15 protein-coding genes and 2 pseudogenes are annotated in these 16,893 nt (G+C 41.9%); 10 read left to right on the top strand and 7 right to left on the bottom strand.

Annotated elements, in window-relative coordinates; translation table 11 throughout:
• Positions 1-259: 259 nt before the first annotated feature.
• The 5 genes from QNK26_RS16580 to malE form a co-directional block, all read right to left on the bottom strand.
• Positions 260-565 (bottom strand): DUF2007 domain-containing protein, encoded by a 306-nt coding sequence (locus tag QNK26_RS16580; protein ID WP_319225041.1) that lies wholly within the window; start codon positions 563-565, stop codon positions 260-262.
• Between the two features lie 297 nt (positions 566-862).
• A complete protein-coding gene (locus QNK26_RS16575; RefSeq protein ID WP_319225040.1) occupies positions 863-1,501 on the bottom strand; it encodes a LysE family translocator in 639 nt (212 codons plus the stop codon).
• Positions 1,502-1,742: 241 nt separating this feature from the next.
• Complete coding sequence (malG, locus tag QNK26_RS16570) at positions 1,743-2,633, bottom strand: maltose ABC transporter permease MalG (RefSeq protein WP_319225039.1); 891 nt, start codon at positions 2,631-2,633, stop codon at positions 1,743-1,745.
• Positions 2,634-2,658: 25 nt separating this feature from the next.
• Entirely contained in the window at positions 2,659-4,260 is a 1,602-nt protein-coding gene (malF, locus tag QNK26_RS16565; protein ID WP_319225036.1) for a maltose ABC transporter permease MalF, read from the bottom strand.
• A 119-nt stretch (positions 4,261-4,379) separates the two neighbouring features.
• Complete coding sequence (malE, locus tag QNK26_RS16560) at positions 4,380-5,555, bottom strand: maltose/maltodextrin ABC transporter substrate-binding protein MalE (RefSeq protein ID WP_319225034.1); 1,176 nt, start codon at positions 5,553-5,555, stop codon at positions 4,380-4,382.
• Between the two features lie 397 nt (positions 5,556-5,952).
• Here malE and malK point away from each other — a divergent pair, with 397 nt between their 5' ends.
• The 5 genes from malK to QNK26_RS16535 all read left to right on the top strand — a co-directional run bounded on the left by malK (position 5,953) and on the right by QNK26_RS16535 (position 11,187).
• Positions 5,953-7,062 (top strand): maltose/maltodextrin ABC transporter ATP-binding protein MalK, encoded by a 1,110-nt coding sequence (gene malK, locus QNK26_RS16555; RefSeq protein ID WP_319225032.1) that lies wholly within the window; start codon positions 5,953-5,955, stop codon positions 7,060-7,062.
• Between the two features lie 408 nt (positions 7,063-7,470).
• Positions 7,471-7,809 (top strand): ribonuclease E inhibitor RraB, encoded by a 339-nt coding sequence (locus tag QNK26_RS16550; RefSeq protein WP_319225029.1) that lies wholly within the window; start codon positions 7,471-7,473, stop codon positions 7,807-7,809.
• A gap of 194 nt (positions 7,810-8,003) precedes the next feature.
• Positions 8,004-8,195, top strand: a complete 192-nt coding sequence (locus tag QNK26_RS16545; protein ID WP_319225028.1) for a chlorhexidine efflux transporter — start codon at positions 8,004-8,006, stop codon at positions 8,193-8,195.
• Between the two features lie 140 nt (positions 8,196-8,335).
• Positions 8,336-9,178, top strand: a complete 843-nt coding sequence (locus QNK26_RS16540) for a phosphate/phosphite/phosphonate ABC transporter substrate-binding protein (protein ID WP_319225027.1) — start codon at positions 8,336-8,338, stop codon at positions 9,176-9,178.
• 8 nt (positions 9,179-9,186) lie between these two features.
• Positions 9,187-11,187: an ATP-binding protein gene (locus QNK26_RS16535; RefSeq protein WP_319225025.1), complete on the top strand. Its 2,001-nt coding sequence runs from the start codon at positions 9,187-9,189 to the stop codon at positions 11,185-11,187.
• A gap of 46 nt (positions 11,188-11,233) precedes the next feature.
• On the opposite strand, the gene QNK26_RS16530 is transcribed toward QNK26_RS16535, so the two are convergent.
• On the bottom strand, positions 11,234-12,139 hold the full coding sequence (locus QNK26_RS16530; RefSeq protein WP_319225024.1) for a LysR family transcriptional regulator: 906 nt from the start codon (positions 12,137-12,139) through the stop codon (positions 11,234-11,236).
• A gap of 134 nt (positions 12,140-12,273) precedes the next feature.
• Between QNK26_RS16530 and QNK26_RS18850 the strand changes: the two are divergent.
• From QNK26_RS18850 to QNK26_RS16515, 4 genes and pseudogenes are all read left to right on the top strand, one after another.
• Positions 12,274-12,783: pseudogene (locus tag QNK26_RS18850) on the top strand (NAD(P)-dependent oxidoreductase); the annotation flags it as partial.
• A complete protein-coding gene (locus tag QNK26_RS18845) occupies positions 12,784-13,212 on the top strand; it encodes a hypothetical protein (RefSeq protein WP_413816373.1) in 429 nt (142 codons plus the stop codon).
• A 97-nt stretch (positions 13,213-13,309) separates the two neighbouring features.
• Positions 13,310-14,176 carry a dienelactone hydrolase family protein gene (locus QNK26_RS16520; RefSeq protein ID WP_319225020.1) on the top strand — a complete coding sequence of 289 codons (867 nt, stop codon included), beginning with the start codon at positions 13,310-13,312 and terminating at the stop codon, positions 14,174-14,176.
• A 19-nt stretch (positions 14,177-14,195) separates the two neighbouring features.
• The gene (locus tag QNK26_RS16515; protein WP_319225018.1) at positions 14,196-14,678 is read left to right on the top strand and encodes a DUF302 domain-containing protein; all 483 of its coding nucleotides are present in this window, start codon (positions 14,196-14,198) and stop codon (positions 14,676-14,678) included.
• A 154-nt stretch (positions 14,679-14,832) separates the two neighbouring features.
• Here the strand turns inward: QNK26_RS16515 and lamB are convergent, their stop codons facing one another.
• Positions 14,833-16,113 (bottom strand): maltoporin LamB, encoded by a 1,281-nt coding sequence (gene lamB / locus QNK26_RS16510; protein WP_319225016.1) that lies wholly within the window; start codon positions 16,111-16,113, stop codon positions 14,833-14,835.
• Between the two features lie 558 nt (positions 16,114-16,671).
• On the opposite strand from lamB, the pseudogene QNK26_RS16505 reads away from it, so the two are divergent.
• Positions 16,672-16,893, top strand: a pseudogene (locus tag QNK26_RS16505) (hypothetical protein); the annotation flags it as partial.

Genomic DNA, 16,893 nt, shown 5'->3' with positions numbered 1-16,893 from the left:
CACAAATGGGTGGTTCTGATAACCCTTATTCGTATGATGTAGTGGCTTATTATCCGATGATATTTTCTTCGAGTATGCTGTCGAGTTTGATGAGCATGCAACTAATATAGCTAATACTAGAGTTATATAGATAAAAAATTTTATGTTGCTCATCATTTATCCCTAAAACTAATGCTTTGCTAAGCGGCAATAAAATAGTTGGCTAAAATTAGCGAAGAACGAGCAAAAGCCAACTTTTTTGTCCCACTTGAACAGCTTGTTATGAGTTTTCACTCTGACAATTCCAGCATATTTCAAATGAAGGATCATTCTTCTCTGAGCAATTATTACAAACCCAATCAACATCTGAACCACTACTTTGTGATGCTTTAGCAATTTCGTCTGCACGCTCAAAATCAGAGTCATCAAAAACCCAAATTTCAGGCCAAGAATCAAAAGCTGATATTTCACCGACAGCACCTTGTGAAAATTCATTTTTGATAAATGTATTAATTCCTTGCGCCTCAATTAGGTTCTTTACATTGTTCGCGATAAAGTGATTTTCGTTGGTATATACCATCTTCATGATTGAATACTCATAACAGTTGTATTATACAGACGTCTTTATAAGTACTTTTTCAAACGGCTGTAAAAATCATAGGATTATCTTAAACTAATTTTAAAATCAATGCATTACATGCTTATTGATAGTCAGCGTTTAAGCACATTCTCCCGCAAAACTGAGACTATTTGGCAATATAAGTAACCCATGTTTATCAAAAAATGTATGGCAAATCGATATGGGTAGATTTCGTGTTAGCTAGACTTATCGTATGCGGTTCAAAGGACGTAAAGCCCTCTACTAAGCCAGCCAACCGATAAACTACAGCTTGTTATCCGACAATAACAATTTCGTGCCTAATAAAATCAGCACCATGCCTACAGCCCCTTCCATCCAACTAATTACGGCATTATTTTTAAGCAGGTTTTTTGCCGAGTTAATAGCAAAAGCCAAGCTGCATTGCCAGATCATCGCGATTAGAAAATGGATACTTGCCATGGTTAGTGATTGTAGAATGGGTGAATAATTCAGATCGATAAATTGCGGTAAAAACGCCAAGTAAAAAATTGCCGTTTTCGGGTTGAGCACATTAGATAGAAAACCTTCACGCAGTGAACGACGAGCGCTAAATGTGGTTTGCTCTTCCTCACCAATCGTTAATTTATTATGGCCCTTGTAAACAGCGAGAAGACTCGTAAAACCTAACCAAATTAAGTAGGCTGCGCCAATCCACTTCACCACCTGAAACAGATCTGCCGATTGCAGCAAGATAGCTGAGATCCCCAGCGCAGAAAACATGGCATGCACGAACAAACCAGAGCAGATACCTAAACTAGTGACACAGCCATCAATGTGTCCTGAGCGGCTACTATTACGAATAACCAACACGGTATCAAGACCCGGTGTTAAGGTTAAAATGGTAATCGCGATCAAGAAAGCTTCAAAATTTAAAATATGCATCACTTTTACTCTTTACCTAAAAGTATATTTATAGCAAGAAGTTAAGCCCTGAGTAAAACATTATTAGCGATTAATCAGATTGAGTTCCAGCGAATGTGGGACTTGCGATGGTTCGGAAAAAATAAAGCCAGCGGACAATACCTCTTTAACAAGTAAAGAATGCATCATCCGCTGGCTTTCATACTCTCACTTTTGTTATATCGCTTTCATTATATAAAAAGCATTACAACATCAGCTAACTCTAGCCTTTCACACCACCTGACGTTAAGCCGCCAACTAACCAGCGCTGAGCAAATAAGAATACCGCGGTGATTGGTAATGCCGATAACACGGCTGCTGCTGCAAAGTCACCCCACAGGTAGTTTTGTGGGTACAAGTACTGTTGCATGCCAACCGCTAAGGTATAGTTATTCACGTCAGACAATAATAGCGATGCCACTGGCACTTCTGTTACCGCTGCGATGAACGCGAGGATAAATACTACCGCAAGAATTGGCACTGACAATGGTAACAACACCAAACGGAATGCTTGCCAAGGCGTCGCACCATCAAGTGCAGCAGCTTCTTCTAATGAACCATCAATCGATTCGAAGTAACCTTTAATCGTCCATACATGCAGCGCAATACCGCCGAGATAAGCGAAGATCAAACCGCCGTGGGTATTGAGTCCCAAGAACGGTACATACTGACCTAACTTATCGAACAAGGCATACAAAGCCACCAATGCTAATACTGCTGGGAACATTTGGAAGATCATCATCGCTTTTAAGATAGTGTCTTTACCGCCGAAGCGTAAACGTGCAAACGCATAAGCAGACGTAGTCGATAGCGCCACAATCATCACCGATGATATCGCCGCAACTTTTACCGAGTTCCATAACCACAACAACACAGGGAATGGCGGCGGCGTAATACTGCCATCGGCATTCGTTACCGAGAAACCTAGCGCTAAGCGCCAGTGATCCAATGTCGGCGATGTCGGAATAATACCACCCGTCGCAAAGTTACCTTCACGTAACGAAATTGCCACTACCATAACCAATGGGAAAATAATCACAACCAGTAGCGCACACAGTGCCAAGTGAGCGGCCCACACGCGATATTTTAATGATTTTCCTTGTACCATAGCCATACTGTTACTCCTTATTTGGTTTAGGTTATTTTTCTGACAACTTAGTGAAACGTAAGTTAAAGAGCGCTAAACCACCCACTAACAAGAAGATAAGCGTCGTGATTGCACTGGCTAAACCAAAGTCTTGACCACCAGCACCTTCAAAGGCGATGCGATAGGTATAGTTCACTAACAAGTCGGTATAACCCGCTGGCTCACTGGTACCAATCATGTTTGGTCCACCCTGCGTTAACAACTGAATCAACACAAAGTTATTAAAGTTAAACGAGAAGCTGGCAATCATTAACGGTAATAATGGTTTCATCATCATTGGGAACGTAATGTTCTTGAAGTTCTGTAACGGCCCAGCACCATCAAGTGCCGATGCTTCGTATAGATCATCAGGAATCGATTTCAGCATACCCATGCTTAAGATCATCATGTACGGGAAACCTAACCAGATATTAACCATCAATACCATAGCTTTGGCTGAGATGGGATCAGAGAACCAACTTGGTGACAGGCCAAACATGGCTTCTAGCACCATATTAATTTCACCGAAGCTTTGGTTAAACAGCCCTTTGAAGATCAGGATAGAAATAAACGATGGCACCGCGTAAGGTAAAATTAACAACATGCGGTAGATCGCTCGGCCACGTAACGCTTCCCACTGCACGATGCTAGCAAGCACTAGACCAATAACCACAGTCGCGATTACCGATAAGCCAGAGAACATAATCGTCCAAAAGAAGATGCTAATGAAAGGTTCTTTAATACCATCATCTTGCCAAATACGTTCGAAGTTGGCTGTGCCGATAACCACAGTAAAACCTGGTGCTAACGGATCGCCAACATAGTTACCTTCGGTATCAATGGTCTGATAAAAGCCGGTTTCCATATTCGGGATCAACACGGTTTTATCTTTATTATTAATTAATGTCGTACCGTCATTTTCAACGCTATAAAGTGGCTGTACTGCAGCAAACTTACGTAACCCGCTCATGCGAATTTCGTCACCGTTTGGCAATATCAAATCCACACTATTTAACGTCGCACGGTTAGAAATAATGTCTTTTATTTTGGCTTTGCTACCGATAACTTCATCCGTTGCGGTCAGTGCTAAGCGGCGACTTTCTGGAGTGGCTAAGCTGATTTCATCGGTAACTAATAATTGTTCACCGTCTTTAATCGCTAGGCGATAACCATTTTCACTGCGATATAAGTCGAATTTATAACTGCTACCACTTTGATAGGTACTATCTAACAGTACAGATTGAGCACGTTCAAAAGACAGCTGGTTAGTCGCACTGTAATTGGTAAATGCGATACCAACCGTATACACCAGTGGGAAAATAATAAACAAGATCATGCCCGCAATACCAGGGTAAATATAACGGTGCGCGTAGGTCTTTTTACTACCAAAAATATATAAGGCTAACGAAGTTAAAATTAACGTCAATACCGCAAATGATGTCTCACCACGTGAGTACATCAATATCGACGCATAACCATTCATTAACCCAATTAAGATTAGTGTGAACCATTTAATTAAATGCGGAGAAAAAAATCTAGAATTGACTTGGTCGCCAGCCGGTTGATCATCGGGTGCATCATCACCCAGGATTTCAGCTACTTTAACAGTCTGCATGGAAGAACCTACCTAATAAACAGCAAGAGGAGAGATTACCCCTCCTCTTATCTCAGCACTTCCCATTATTAAAATAGAAAGTACTAAACAGAGAGTATTAACACAAAGATAACTTAAACTTATTTAGTCATCTGTTTTTCTGCATCACTTAATGCATCATCAATTGATTGACGGCCATCAACAATGTTGATAATGGCATTTTTAGTCGCTCCCCAGAATGCATTCATTTTTGGAATGTTCGGCATGATTTCACCGTTCATCGCATTATCCATTGTCGCTGCAATACGGCTATCACTTGCTAGCTGTTCTTGGTATGACGTTAATGCTACTGCGCCCAACGGTTTGTCACTGTTCACTTTAGCCAGACCTTCATCGGTCAATAAGTAGTTTTCAATAAACTCAACCGCTAAGTCTTTATTTGGTGACGCAGTACTGATACCAGCCGTTAATACACCCACAAACGGTTTAGAATGTTTACCGTTGAATTGTGGTAATTCAGCCACACCATAATTGATTTCAGACTTGTCGATGTTGCCCCATGACCACGGACCATTAATCGTCAGCGCTACGTTACCTTTGATAAATTCAGACTCTGATACTGAGTAATCCATATCTGGAGAAATAACTTTATCGGCTAATAGTTTTTGCACTAACGCCATGCTGCTTTTAACGCCCGCATTGTTCACGCCAGAATCTTTCACATCATAACCATTGGCATTAGCTTTAAACGCATAACCACCGTCAGCCGCCATTAATGGCCAAGTGAAGTACGGTTCTTTTAGGTTCCACATGATGGCAGATTTACCTTGGGTTTTAAGCTGCTTGTCTAATGCTGCGATGTCTTCCCAATTCTTTGGTGGGGTCTTAACTAAATCTTTATTATAGATAAGTGATAATGATTCAACTGCTACTGGATAACCAATATATTTACCATTGTATTTAACCGCATCCCAAGTGAAGTCGATCATGCTGTCTTTTAATTCTTTCGATGGTTTAATTTCAGCTAATAGACCGGCTTGCGCATAACCACCAAAACGGTCATGTGCCCAAAATACGATATCTGGACCATCACCTGTAGCTGCAACTTGTGGGAACTTGTCTTGTAAGCTGTCTGGATGCGCAACAGTTACCTTGATGCCGGTATCAGCTTCAAACTGTTTACCTACTTCAGCAAGACCGTTGTAACCTTTGTCACCGTTAATCCAGATCGTTAACTGACCTTCTTCAATAGCAGCAAAGGCAGAAAAAGAGTTCATTGCAGTTAGTAGTGCAACCGCCGTTAAGGTTTTTCTCATCACTTATATCCTTATTAAATTAGCTTTCATGCTTACCAGACAAGTTGTCTGCGTTGGATGGTATAGTCATACATAAGTCCACTGCTAACATCATCCTTTTGCCTACGCCTAGACCCTGCAGATCCAAAAGCGTGAAGTGGCACGAATTATTTTACTTGGATGGCCAATAAAGGCGATAAAAATGCGATGGCTCGCACACTAAATAGTAATTAAATACCTATTTAGAGTGATATATCAGCAACAGTAAACAAAATGTGATCTAGGCACTCCTCCTATCTTCTCCACCCTAAAAGTTTTTGCCAAGGATGATGCAGGTCAAGGTCATATAAAACACACTATCAACATCGAAGAATGCTGTGTAAGATATTCTAATTAGTAATAAAAAAGGACTCGCGAGATGGCAAATGTCACGTTAAACAATGTATGTAAAGCCTATGATGATGTACTAATTTCTAAAAACGTAGACCTCGAAATAAATGATGGTGAATTTGTCGTTTTCGTTGGTCCATCAGGTTGCGGTAAGTCAACCTTGTTACGTTGTATTGCAGGCCTTGAAGATATCACCTCTGGCGATTTATTTATTGGCGGTAAACGCATGAACGATGTCGAACCATCGAAACGTGGTGTCGGTATGGTGTTCCAATCTTATGCGCTTTATCCACACTTAGATTTAACCGATAACATGTCGTTTGGCTTAAAATTAGCGAAAGCCGATAAACAGTTAATTAACGATCGCGTTAAACATGCAGCTGATATTTTGCAACTAACACCACTATTAGATCGTAAACCGAAATCCTTATCCGGTGGTCAACGTCAACGTGTGGCAATTGGCCGTACTTTAGTATCACAACCTGAAGTGTTTCTATTAGATGAACCACTATCAAATTTAGATGCGGCATTACGGGTAAAAATGCGTATTGAATTAGCCAAGCTGCACAAGCAATTGGGTTGCACTATGATCTACGTGACCCATGATCAAGTTGAAGCCATGACCATGGCCGATAAGATCGTCGTTCTCGACGGTGGTAATGTGGCACAAGTCGGCGCCCCGCTCGATATTTATCACTACCCGCAAAATCTTTTCGTGGCGGGCTTTATTGGTTCACCAAAAATGAACTTCATTAATGTACACATTCAAGCGGCTGAAGCTGAGCGTGTCGAAGTGTTGCTACCGAACTGCCAGAGTATCTGGATCCCTGTCGACGGTAAAACTGTCAATGCCGGTGATGAAATGACCCTAGGTATTCGCCCAGAACATTTAGTACCAGTAGATGAAGCTGATATCGTGATTGCTGGTGAGACTATTGTGGTCGAAAAACTCGGTAATGAAACCCAAGTTTATTTGCATATTGAAGGCAGCGATGAAGATGTGATTTATCGCGTTGCTGATACCTTATCAATTGAAGCTGGCGAGAAGTTGGATATTGGTATTCCAGCGCACCGTTGCCACTTGTTCCATAAAGATGGCGCAGCTTGCCAACGTTTACATAAAGAAACGACAAGTTAATTACACTGTTAACAGCCCATGTCATTATGGGCTGTTTATCATCAACCAACGAGTTAGCGAGCCTAGCTAACCCGATATCCCCCTTCTCTTGTTAGCATTTCGACTCACTCATATTTTATACAGTGTCATCGCTGTTTTGGTAAACACGGTCACGGTTTATCAACAAACAATCAGGTTTATCTTGTGACTAAAATAAATATCCATATACTCAATTAGTAGCTAGTATCATTGCTAACTTACAAGACAAAACATATTTTACCGGACGGCACGATTTCCCAGAAATCGGCAATCAATCCATCCATAATATAATTTTATGGATCCATTGATTAATTGCTTTTTGCCATGGTAAATGGATTTGGTGAATCGAGACGTCCTACTATTCAAATTTATGCGCAAATAAGGAATTCGATGAACTTTCCAAATGATATTGACGGCGATGTGATGCGCAGTCTTGAAGAAAATGGCTTTAATTTCGAAAATGAAACTGAGGTGGAATTCAATATAGATTTTAAACATTGGCCTCTTAATAATAATGATAAAGCAGCAATCGTAAATCTGTACCCTAATTGTGAATTCGTAGATCCAAGTGAAATGGATATAGAGAATGGCGACTTATTAGGTTATGTTCAGATTTATTTGACGAGAAAAATAGAGCATGAATTCATTGTAAACACCCAGAAAACGCTAACAAGCAAAGTCGAACAATATGGCGGTTGGTGTGATTCATGGGGCGTCTCTTTAGGCTAACGCTGCACATTTATCTATCTATAAATAGAAATAGAGATAACAACAAAATGCCTAGCAGTTTTCGCTGTTAGGCATTATTAATATTAGGGGCTTTCATCTGCAAAAAAATGAGTCCCCTTGCCTAGTTCCCATCATTGTGCCGTCATCACCATACTGCGGTTTTTAGGGGTAAGAAGCAACAAAAAACACCTCTAGTGAGGTCATCGGAAATTGCAGTAAAAACTGATCAACAATGGCATAAAACTTGTCTAACTGAAGGCCATCTATCGCGTAAATTAATGATGCGTATAGGCCATGTGGTTGGATTTGAAGCGGGTTTAATTTTTGCTACCGTTCCGGTACTCATGTGGATTTTACAACTCGACCCTAGCCGTTACCTAAAGTAGCAGTTCCGAGGATGGACTTAATACAGACCTCCTAAGACCTTGTTACTCTGCGCATATTCACATCTATTTTCAATATAAAAGGTAATTATAACTTCGATTGCTACAATTAAGAGCATGCCGCCGATAAAAGGAAATTTAGCATGTGCTCATTTACATTACGGTTATTGCTTATCACTTTGTTTAGTGGGAAGTTATTCATCTCAACATTTGCGTATGCCGAGGAAAAGGTTTACATCGTGGGAGTGGTGCCGCAGTTTGAAGCTCGAAAGTTAACCGCGATCTGGATACCGATACTTGAACAGCTAACAGTTGAAACCAGTCTCAAGTTTAAGTTGGAAGGTGCGCCCAATATAAATGAATTCGAGAAAAAATTTATGGCTGGGGTGTATGATGTCGTCTACATGAACCCTTATCATTTTGTATTAGGAAATCAGCTACAGGGTTATATTCCGTTAGTCAAAGATGGTTCAAAAAAATTACAAGGTGTATTAGTCGTTCAAAAAGACAGTCCAATAAAAAATGTCGCACAGCTCAACGGCGCTAAAATCGCCTACCCCTCGCCCAATGCACTTGGAGCTTCATTACAAATGCGCCAAGAGTTACATGATATGTTTAATATCCACACCACCCCTGTGTATGTAAATACCCATGATTCTGTCTATCTCAATGTACTACTTGGTGATACCCAGGCCGGTGGCGGGGTCGGAAAAACCCTGAAAAAACAAAAAGCAGAATATCAACAAGCATTACGGGTCATACATAAAACCACCCCAGTATCATCACACCCAATAGCGGCACACCCCCGCGTTCCCAGCAGCGATATTGAAAAAATAACCGCCGCGCTAATGAACATGGGGAAAACGGAGGCCACAGCAGCATTACTACAAGGCATTCCGATTCAACAAATAAGCATCGCCACGTTTGCAGATTATGAACCGTTGAAAAATATGAATCTAGAAAGATTTTATATCAAACCAAAGTAAGGAACCAGATGAGCATTAAATTTAAATTAATGGTTCCTGTCCTTATTGGATTTTTTGTTTTCACGAGTGTGATTAATTGGTATTGGGCGCCGAAATTATTTAATTATGCGCGGGCTGATTTTAGAGAACAAATGCAAAGTGAAATCAGAGCCATAGAAAACGATGTGATTAGACACTTAATCGCGAGTGACTTTTCAGCACTATTTTCATCATTAGATTATCAAAAAAAATTACATCAACAGAATTGGGATCATCTGACATTATACGACGCCGATAAAAAACAGAAGTATCCGCTATTCTCAGAAAATAAAGCAATACTGGCTGAACAGCACGCCAACCATATCCTGATTGATTATCCATTGGTGAATGAAAATATAACCATAGGTTACCTTGTCCTGCACATCGATTGGACCGCTAAATACGAATTTACCGAGCAACGGTTTTTTGAGCTAAAAATATTTTTAATCGTGATGATGTTGTTAATTATCTGTATTGAACTGTTTATGCAAAACCGATTAATACAAGTACCGATATTAAAACTAAAATTGGCTACCAAGGAATTGGCTAACGGTAACTTTAATATTAATTTACCTGCAGTATCAAAAGACGAAATTGGTCAGTTAACCCAAGATTTTAATATCATGCGCAACAATATTTTAAATAGCCAAGAGTCGCTGTTAATCAGCAAAAATGAAGCCATGCAATCGGCGCTGCAGGCAAGTAATGAAAAAAATCGCGCCAATGTAATGGCAAAGAAAATCAGCGATATGAATGAAGAACTGCTGGAAAATATCGTCACCACCAACATACTGGCGAAAAAGGCCGGAGAATCCAATTGTGCCAAAAGTGAGTTTCTCGCTAATATGAGTCACGAGATCCGCACGCCAATGACTGGTGTTATCGGTATGCTCGGTTTGTTGCTAGATACACAGCTCAAGGACGAACAGCGCCACTATGCACAAGTCGCTCGCGCCAGTGGGGAATCATTATTAAGCCTCATTAACGATATTCTCGACTTTTCAAAAATTGAAGCGGGTCAGCTTGACCTAGAAGTTATCGATTTTGATTTACACGCAATGATTAACGATTTATGCACACTGCACTCCCAGCAAGTTGAAGCTAAAGGGTTAGGGTTTAACTGCGTAATAGCATCCCAGGTGCCGACATTCACCCAAGGCGATCCTGGGCGTTTACGACAGGTATTAACAAATCTGTTAGGCAATGCGATTAAGTTTACCGCGCAGGGTAGTATTACCATTTTGGTAAACTTATTATCAGTAACTGAACAGGATACGGTGATTCGTTTTGCGATAAAAGATACCGGTATAGGTATACCTGATAACCGACAAAAACGGCTATTTGATAAATTTACGCAAGTAGATTCGTCGACTACTCGCCAATATGGAGGCACAGGTTTAGGACTTTCGATATCAAAGCAGTTATCCGAATTGATGGGCGGCGAAATTGGCATTATCAGCGAAGAAGGTAAAGGTGCAGAGTTCTGGTTTACCGTTCGCTTTGCCAAGCCACAGGCGCAATTGCAAATCGTTCCCCCCCCCGTTACCGAACATGCGGTACCGCCAACCACGCGTAAAAATGCGCGAATTCTACTTGCCGAAGATAGCCTTACTAATCAATTGGTCGCGATGGGCATTCTTAAAAAATTAGGTTTTTTCGCAGATGTCGTCACTAACGGTAAAGAGGCAGTACATGCGCTTGAAACCAAAACTTACGACTTGGTGTTTATGGATTGCCAGATGCCGATAATGGATGGTTACGAGGCCGCAACACTAATCCGCAGTTCTCAAACAGAGATTAACCATCAAGTCCCTATTATTGCCATGACAGCTAATGCCATGCAGGGCGACCGGGAGAAATGCCTTGCTGCGGGGATGGATGATTACGTCACTAAGCCGATATCTCCAGAGACACTAAGCAAGGCGCTTAGCACATGGTTACCTAGCGATAACGTCAATGAGTCCTTTTTAGCCGAACAAAAAAATACCTAACAGCTTTCACTGTTAGGTATCTTTATCATTCGGGGCTTTCTCTTCATCACAAAAAAGACGCACTTTTCTGGCACAAAAAATCAACCAACACCCTAACCCGGCGTGCTTTTTGAGTATGTTGTGGAAAGTAAATATATAGACCAGGATAATCAACCCAGTGCGCTTCCAGTATCGGGATCAACTGACCAGACGCCAGACCGTCGCGGATCATCGGCTCCACAATTCTCCCAATCCCTAAACCTTTTGACGCTGCATCAATCATTAAATCAGTATCATTGACGATCATACTCAGGGGCGGAGCCACCCGTATCGTTTCGCCTTTATCGCTCAATTCCAAGGGCGCTAACTGATTTGAAGGCATATAGCGGTACTGGATCAATTTATGCTGCTGCAAATCTTGCGGACTGCGGGGCGTGCCAAAGCGTTCCAAATAATCGGCAGTAGCAAAAAGAGCCTCTTTCATTGGTGGCATTAACGGCCGTGCAACCATACCGTCTTCAATTCGATGACCGAAGCGTATCCCTGCGTCATAACCTTCCTTAATGATATTTATGGACGTATTAGAGACCGATATTTCCAGCTCAATCTCCGGATACAGCGAGCAAAACTCAGCATACACCGGCTGCACAATAAGTTGATAGGCAAAACGAGGGACCGTTATCCGTACCTTGCCTGAAGGCACTTGACTCAGATCCTGAACGCTCTCTAATGCTTGGTATAAAGCATCCATTGCAGGAGAAGCCTGTCCCATAAGACAACGCCCCGCTTCGGTGAGTTCGATGGTTCGGGTTGTCCGAGTGAACAGCGGCAGACCGAGATGGGATTCAAGCTGCTTTAAGGCATTACTCACTGCCGGAGGGGATAATTCGAGTTTACGCGCAGCCCCCCGAATACTGCCTTCTTGGGCAATAGTGAGAAATGTATCAACTTGATTGAAAAGCGAGCCTTTCATGCTTACCTCCTTATTGTTCCATATAACTTAACAGTGAATTAATTATTACCTATCTTATCATTACCAATACTACAATGTAATCTTAGCCACAGTTATCTGATGGACTCAGGACGACAAGCAGAAAAGCTTCCCAGAGCCATGAGGCATCAATATTAGCTAAAGACAAAAAGGGTAATTTTATGAATATGAAACATAAATCTGTAACAGTGATCGGTTTGGGTGGAATGGGCTCTGCGCTGGCATCAGCGCTTCTTAAGGCGGGGCATCAAGTGACCGTATGGAATCGTAGTACAGAGAAGGCGCTGCGGTTAGTAGCCGCAGGGGCAAATTTGGCCGACTCACCAGTCGCGGCCGTTTCCGCCAGTTCATTGACTATCCTTTCCGTGGTGGATTACGCTGCTGCGCATGCAGTCCTAGAACAAGCAGGAGTAGCCACAGCACTGAAAGGCCGCAGCTTAGCGATGATGAGTACAGGCACAGGTGAGCAAGCGTCAGCCCTTGCTGAGTGGGTACAAGATCAAGGCGCAGAATACCTTGATGGCGGCCTTTTGAGCTATCCGCGCGCGATTGGCAAACCGAATACTGGGATGCTATATAGCGGCAGCAAGCTTGCTTTCGAACAGCATGCTCAAACCTTATCTGCGATGGCTGGCGCACAGCAATTTATCGGTGCTGATGTCACGGCTTCCAATACCATAGGCTTGGGTCTGTGGAGTTTCTATTTCGGTTCTCTGGCAGCTTTTTTTGAAGGTGCTGCCTGGGCCGATCGGAGCGGTGATATGAAAATGCACAATTTTCTTCCTTCTGCCAAAGCCATGATGGCGACTTTGCTTGATGGTATGGAAGATGCTGCAGACCGGACTCGTTGCGAGGATTATTCGGGAGACCAAGCAAGCGTCGATCTCCACTTGCACGGTATGGAACTGTTGTCTGGGGCATTCGCCGCCGCAGGTTTGCCAGCAAAAGTGTCTGAAGCTTTTGTGGACTACCTGCAGATGGCTCGTAAGGCTGGTGATGGCAGTAAAGATGTAGTGACGACCTTCAACGCACTGCGTCAATCTCAGGATAAGTGAGATTAAGGCATTAGCTCTCAGTGTATAGGCTATATTTAGAGAGTGTGAATCAAGCCGATAAAGCGTATTAGGATTGATATGCAAAACTGGAGGCTTAATGTTTAATTGTATTAAAGCAGTTAATTGTATTAAAGCAGCGAGGAGTATTAAAACAGTGACGAGTCGCTGCAAATACTCTTTCGCAGTTGTCGCCATCTTGTTGTTTTTCGTCATGGTACCGGGACCAGCCTCTGCCGGTTGGATTTCCTTCAACGCAGCACCAGTTAATGAGCCAGGATCCACGTCTATTCGTGGTCTTGTTTCTAAGCCGGAAGGTGACGGTCCATTTCCCGCGGTAATTATTGCTCATGGTTGCTTTGGGGTTGAACCGAATCAGCATATCTGGGCGCAACGGCTGAATGACTGGGGTTATGTCGCCATTATTGTCGATAGCTTTTCTTCTCGGGGAGTATCCACTGTTTGTGAAAGCCCTAACCAAGTCTCACCCGAAACGCGTGCATGTGATATCTATGGTGCTGCTGCATATCTCCGAAAACAGTCTTTTGTTCGTCCCCAAAAAATTGGCATGATCGGTTTTTCACATGGCGGATGGACAGCGCTATATGTAGCCCAAGATTACTTACCTGAGCAAGCAGCAGAAGAGCCGATTCAGGCTATCGTGTCTTATTATCCATGGTGTGAGAGTTCCAGCCTGAAGACAACGGTATCCCCCCTGCTTATTCTGTCAGGAAAGGCGGATGACTGGACCCCAGTAAAAAGATGTTATGCGTATATAGATGCTCAGGATCGTGGTCATAGCAAGCACATATCACTGCAGGTATTTGACAAGGCATATCATGGATTTGACGACTCAAGCATGATCCCGCCAGTAATATATAAAGGTTATACAATAGCCTACGATCAAAGTGCAGCAGAAGCTTCTATCATTGCTGTAAAAGCTTTTTTAGAACACCATCTAAATTAGCCCTTAGCGGCTTAAATTGATGAAACAAAAACTAACTAAAGGTATTGGCATGATAAAAATAGTGTTGAGTGTGATGTTTTCATTGGCTTGCAGTAGCACCATGGTGGCAGCAGAGAGTTTAATATCGGTTAAAAGTAATTATACCGTCAAGCAATCAGCAGATCGCTTTGAAAAACTATTGGAGCAAAAAGGCCTCACCCTGTTCTCCAGAATAAATCACGGCGAGAATGCCGCTAATGTAGACCTTCAGCTTGCAGCTACCGAGGTCATTATTTTTGGTAACCCTAAAGTTGGAACACCACTAATGCAGTGTTCCAAAACCGTTGCCATCGATCTTCCTCAGAAAGTACTATTTTGGAGTGATGAACAAGGTCAAAACTGGCTTTCCTACAACAACCCTGAATATCTTAAAGAACGACATAACATCACGGGTTGCAATCAAGTTATTACAAAAATTGCGCATGTTCTTGGCAAGTTAACTCAAGCTACAGTGTCCAAATAACAGCGAGTCCTGCCGATTAAAATTAATTCAAACAAAAAAAATACCTAACAGCTTTCACTGTTAGGCATCTTTATGATTCGGGGTTTTTGCTGCAAACAAAAATGGCTCCCCTTTAACTATCTTGCTTTTCTACATGCGAGTCGTGGACAAGGTATTAGAACCAAGCTTCAACTTGCATACCTACAGTATAGTCGCTATCGCCTTTACTTGATCCCATAGTTGTACCTTCATCATCAGTTAAGTATGATGCAAATACACGGATTTCAGGTCGAGCCCAGAAGCTATCGCCCATTGACCATGCTTGTGCGATGGTTGCTTTGCTGCCACCTTTATCAGTAGAACCTTGAGATTCAGAGAACACACCTAATTCTAAGATGGTTTTCATGTTCTGATTCCATTTGTACATTGGACGTACTACAGCACTGAATAGCTCATGTTCTTCTTTCGCTAGACCAACATCTGCAGAGTTTGCATACATTAATTGATGGCCAACTTCGATCTTATCGCCAAAGCTCATTACACCCCAGTTAATTACACGATAACCTGTCGCATCATTCTGGTCACCTGAACGGTCAAACCAAGCACCGGCACCGAGATCCGCCATTTGCGTACCGTAAGAGCTAGTACCATATTGCAATACAGTTTGGTTAAAGCCATTACTTAGACCTTGTTGTAAAATAGCCGTTGCCATAACACCATCATCAGCTTTAACCTTTTGTCCTTCCGTTTCGTTAGCAAAGTTATATACAGCTGCAAGTTCTAACGTCGCATCACTCCATAAGTTCAGACCTGCATAACGTACATCAAAGATATGGCCATTGACTGTTTCTGATTTTTTACCAATCACGCCCCATGTCGGTGCCGCGTTAGGATTGGCAGGGTCAGTAACGTAACCATATTCATCTTCATCAGTCTTTTGGCTGCCATCATCTAACATCCATGCTGCAGATAATTTACCCGGACCTACACTTAAGTTTTCAATACCACCACCAGCACCTGATGACGTATTCAAGAAGTAAAAATCGGTAATGTGAATATCTTTACGTTGGTAATAACGCTTACCCGCCCAAATGGTTGCGTCTTTATCACTGGCAATTAGGCCTGTCGCTTGTACATTGAATTGAGCAACATTGAAGTCACCGTCTTCCCAACCGTTATTACCTGCGTTGCCTTGCGCTATCATCGCGTCAACAACCCATTTTTGATCTTCCATACCGGTTATTGTTGGTAATTCTTGGCGGAAACCAAACTCTGCGTAAAGGTCATTTTCATTACCTAAACGGCCAATTTTGTTTTTTTCAAACGAATAGTTCTCGCCATTATTACCACTAAGGCCAGTGCCAGCTCGCATATAACCATTAAAATCGACAGCGCCAGCAGCAGAGGTAAGTAAAGCTGCTGAAACAGCAATTGCAACACGATTTAAATTTTTCATATTTTCTAAATCCTTGAAAGAGTTTGGTTTCATTTTTTAAGGCGGTAATCAAATTGCCTACTGCCTTGAAGACGAATTCATAGTAAGACGTTTTAAAATAACCGACCTCCTCCACCCCTGATTAATTTAGGGAGGATGGAGAGGCTGAGAAAATCGCCTACGGGATTTTTTTATGAGTCAGATCACTGTATTAGGGCGTATTTAACTGATTTTTAAATGAGCACGTAAAATATAGTGTTAGCTCGATCATGTTTATCTACATAAAAGCGAATTTAAGCACGCTTAATTGCCTCAATTTGCAAATGTGACCCAGCCTGCAAACTCGATTATTAATGTATTAATACTCACTTTTAAATGAACGATTTTATTAACGAGTAACTTATCCCCAAAATGCCATCACCTGCAAATTGATTGTCATTATGCATTGCAATTTGCAATTCCGTCGAGAAGCAATCTTATAAGTGATTGTTTTAATAGTAAAATAATTACTGGCTTAAGATATGCAATACAAACAAGGAACAGCCTAGAATGCGTATCCAAGGACCGAGGAATGAAAATATGATTAAATTTACTTATCTACGTTATATATTCGTCTCACTATTAGTTTATGTGACGACACCTCATGTACTCTTTGCAGCGCCTTTTGACCTCTGCCCTACCGAAGCCTTTTTATCTCAATACAACAATAATGCCACCCACTATAAGTCTGTGGATTTATCAACTGGTGCGGTGAACACCATCCAAGTTGACGATGGCCTCGGAACTGACACCATAAACGCG

The organism is Moritella sp., from assembly GCF_033791185.1.
Lineage (GTDB): Bacteria > Pseudomonadota > Gammaproteobacteria > Enterobacterales > Moritellaceae > Moritella.
This window is presented reverse-complemented; position numbering and strand designations above follow the sequence as displayed.

Excerpts from the sequence above, each read along its gene's own strand:
- QNK26_RS16580 (WP_319225041.1), bottom strand. The coding sequence starts at position 565 with ATGAAGATGGTATATACCAACGAAAATCACTTTATCGCGAACAATGTA.
- QNK26_RS16575 (WP_319225040.1), bottom strand. The coding sequence starts at position 1,501 with ATGCATATTTTAAATTTTGAAGCTTTCTTGATCGCGATTACCATTTTA.
- malG (WP_319225039.1), bottom strand. The coding sequence starts at position 2,633 with ATGGCTATGGTACAAGGAAAATCATTAAAATATCGCGTGTGGGCCGCT.
- malF (WP_319225036.1), bottom strand. The coding sequence starts at position 4,260 with ATGCAGACTGTTAAAGTAGCTGAAATCCTGGGTGATGATGCACCCGAT.
- malE (WP_319225034.1), bottom strand. The coding sequence starts at position 5,555 with ATGAGAAAAACCTTAACGGCGGTTGCACTACTAACTGCAATGAACTCT.
- malK (WP_319225032.1), top strand. The coding sequence starts at position 5,953 with ATGGCAAATGTCACGTTAAACAATGTATGTAAAGCCTATGATGATGTA.
- QNK26_RS16550 (WP_319225029.1), top strand. The coding sequence starts at position 7,471 with ATGAACTTTCCAAATGATATTGACGGCGATGTGATGCGCAGTCTTGAA.
- QNK26_RS16540 (WP_319225027.1), top strand. The coding sequence starts at position 8,336 with ATGTGCTCATTTACATTACGGTTATTGCTTATCACTTTGTTTAGTGGG.
- QNK26_RS16535 (WP_319225025.1), top strand. The coding sequence starts at position 9,187 with ATGAGCATTAAATTTAAATTAATGGTTCCTGTCCTTATTGGATTTTTT.
- QNK26_RS16530 (WP_319225024.1), bottom strand. The coding sequence starts at position 12,139 with ATGAAAGGCTCGCTTTTCAATCAAGTTGATACATTTCTCACTATTGCC.
- QNK26_RS18845 (WP_413816373.1), top strand. The coding sequence starts at position 12,784 with ATGGCTGGCGCACAGCAATTTATCGGTGCTGATGTCACGGCTTCCAAT.
- QNK26_RS16520 (WP_319225020.1), top strand. The coding sequence starts at position 13,310 with ATGTTTAATTGTATTAAAGCAGTTAATTGTATTAAAGCAGCGAGGAGT.
- QNK26_RS16515 (WP_319225018.1), top strand. The coding sequence starts at position 14,196 with ATGAAACAAAAACTAACTAAAGGTATTGGCATGATAAAAATAGTGTTG.
- lamB (WP_319225016.1), bottom strand. The coding sequence starts at position 16,113 with ATGAAAAATTTAAATCGTGTTGCAATTGCTGTTTCAGCAGCTTTACTT.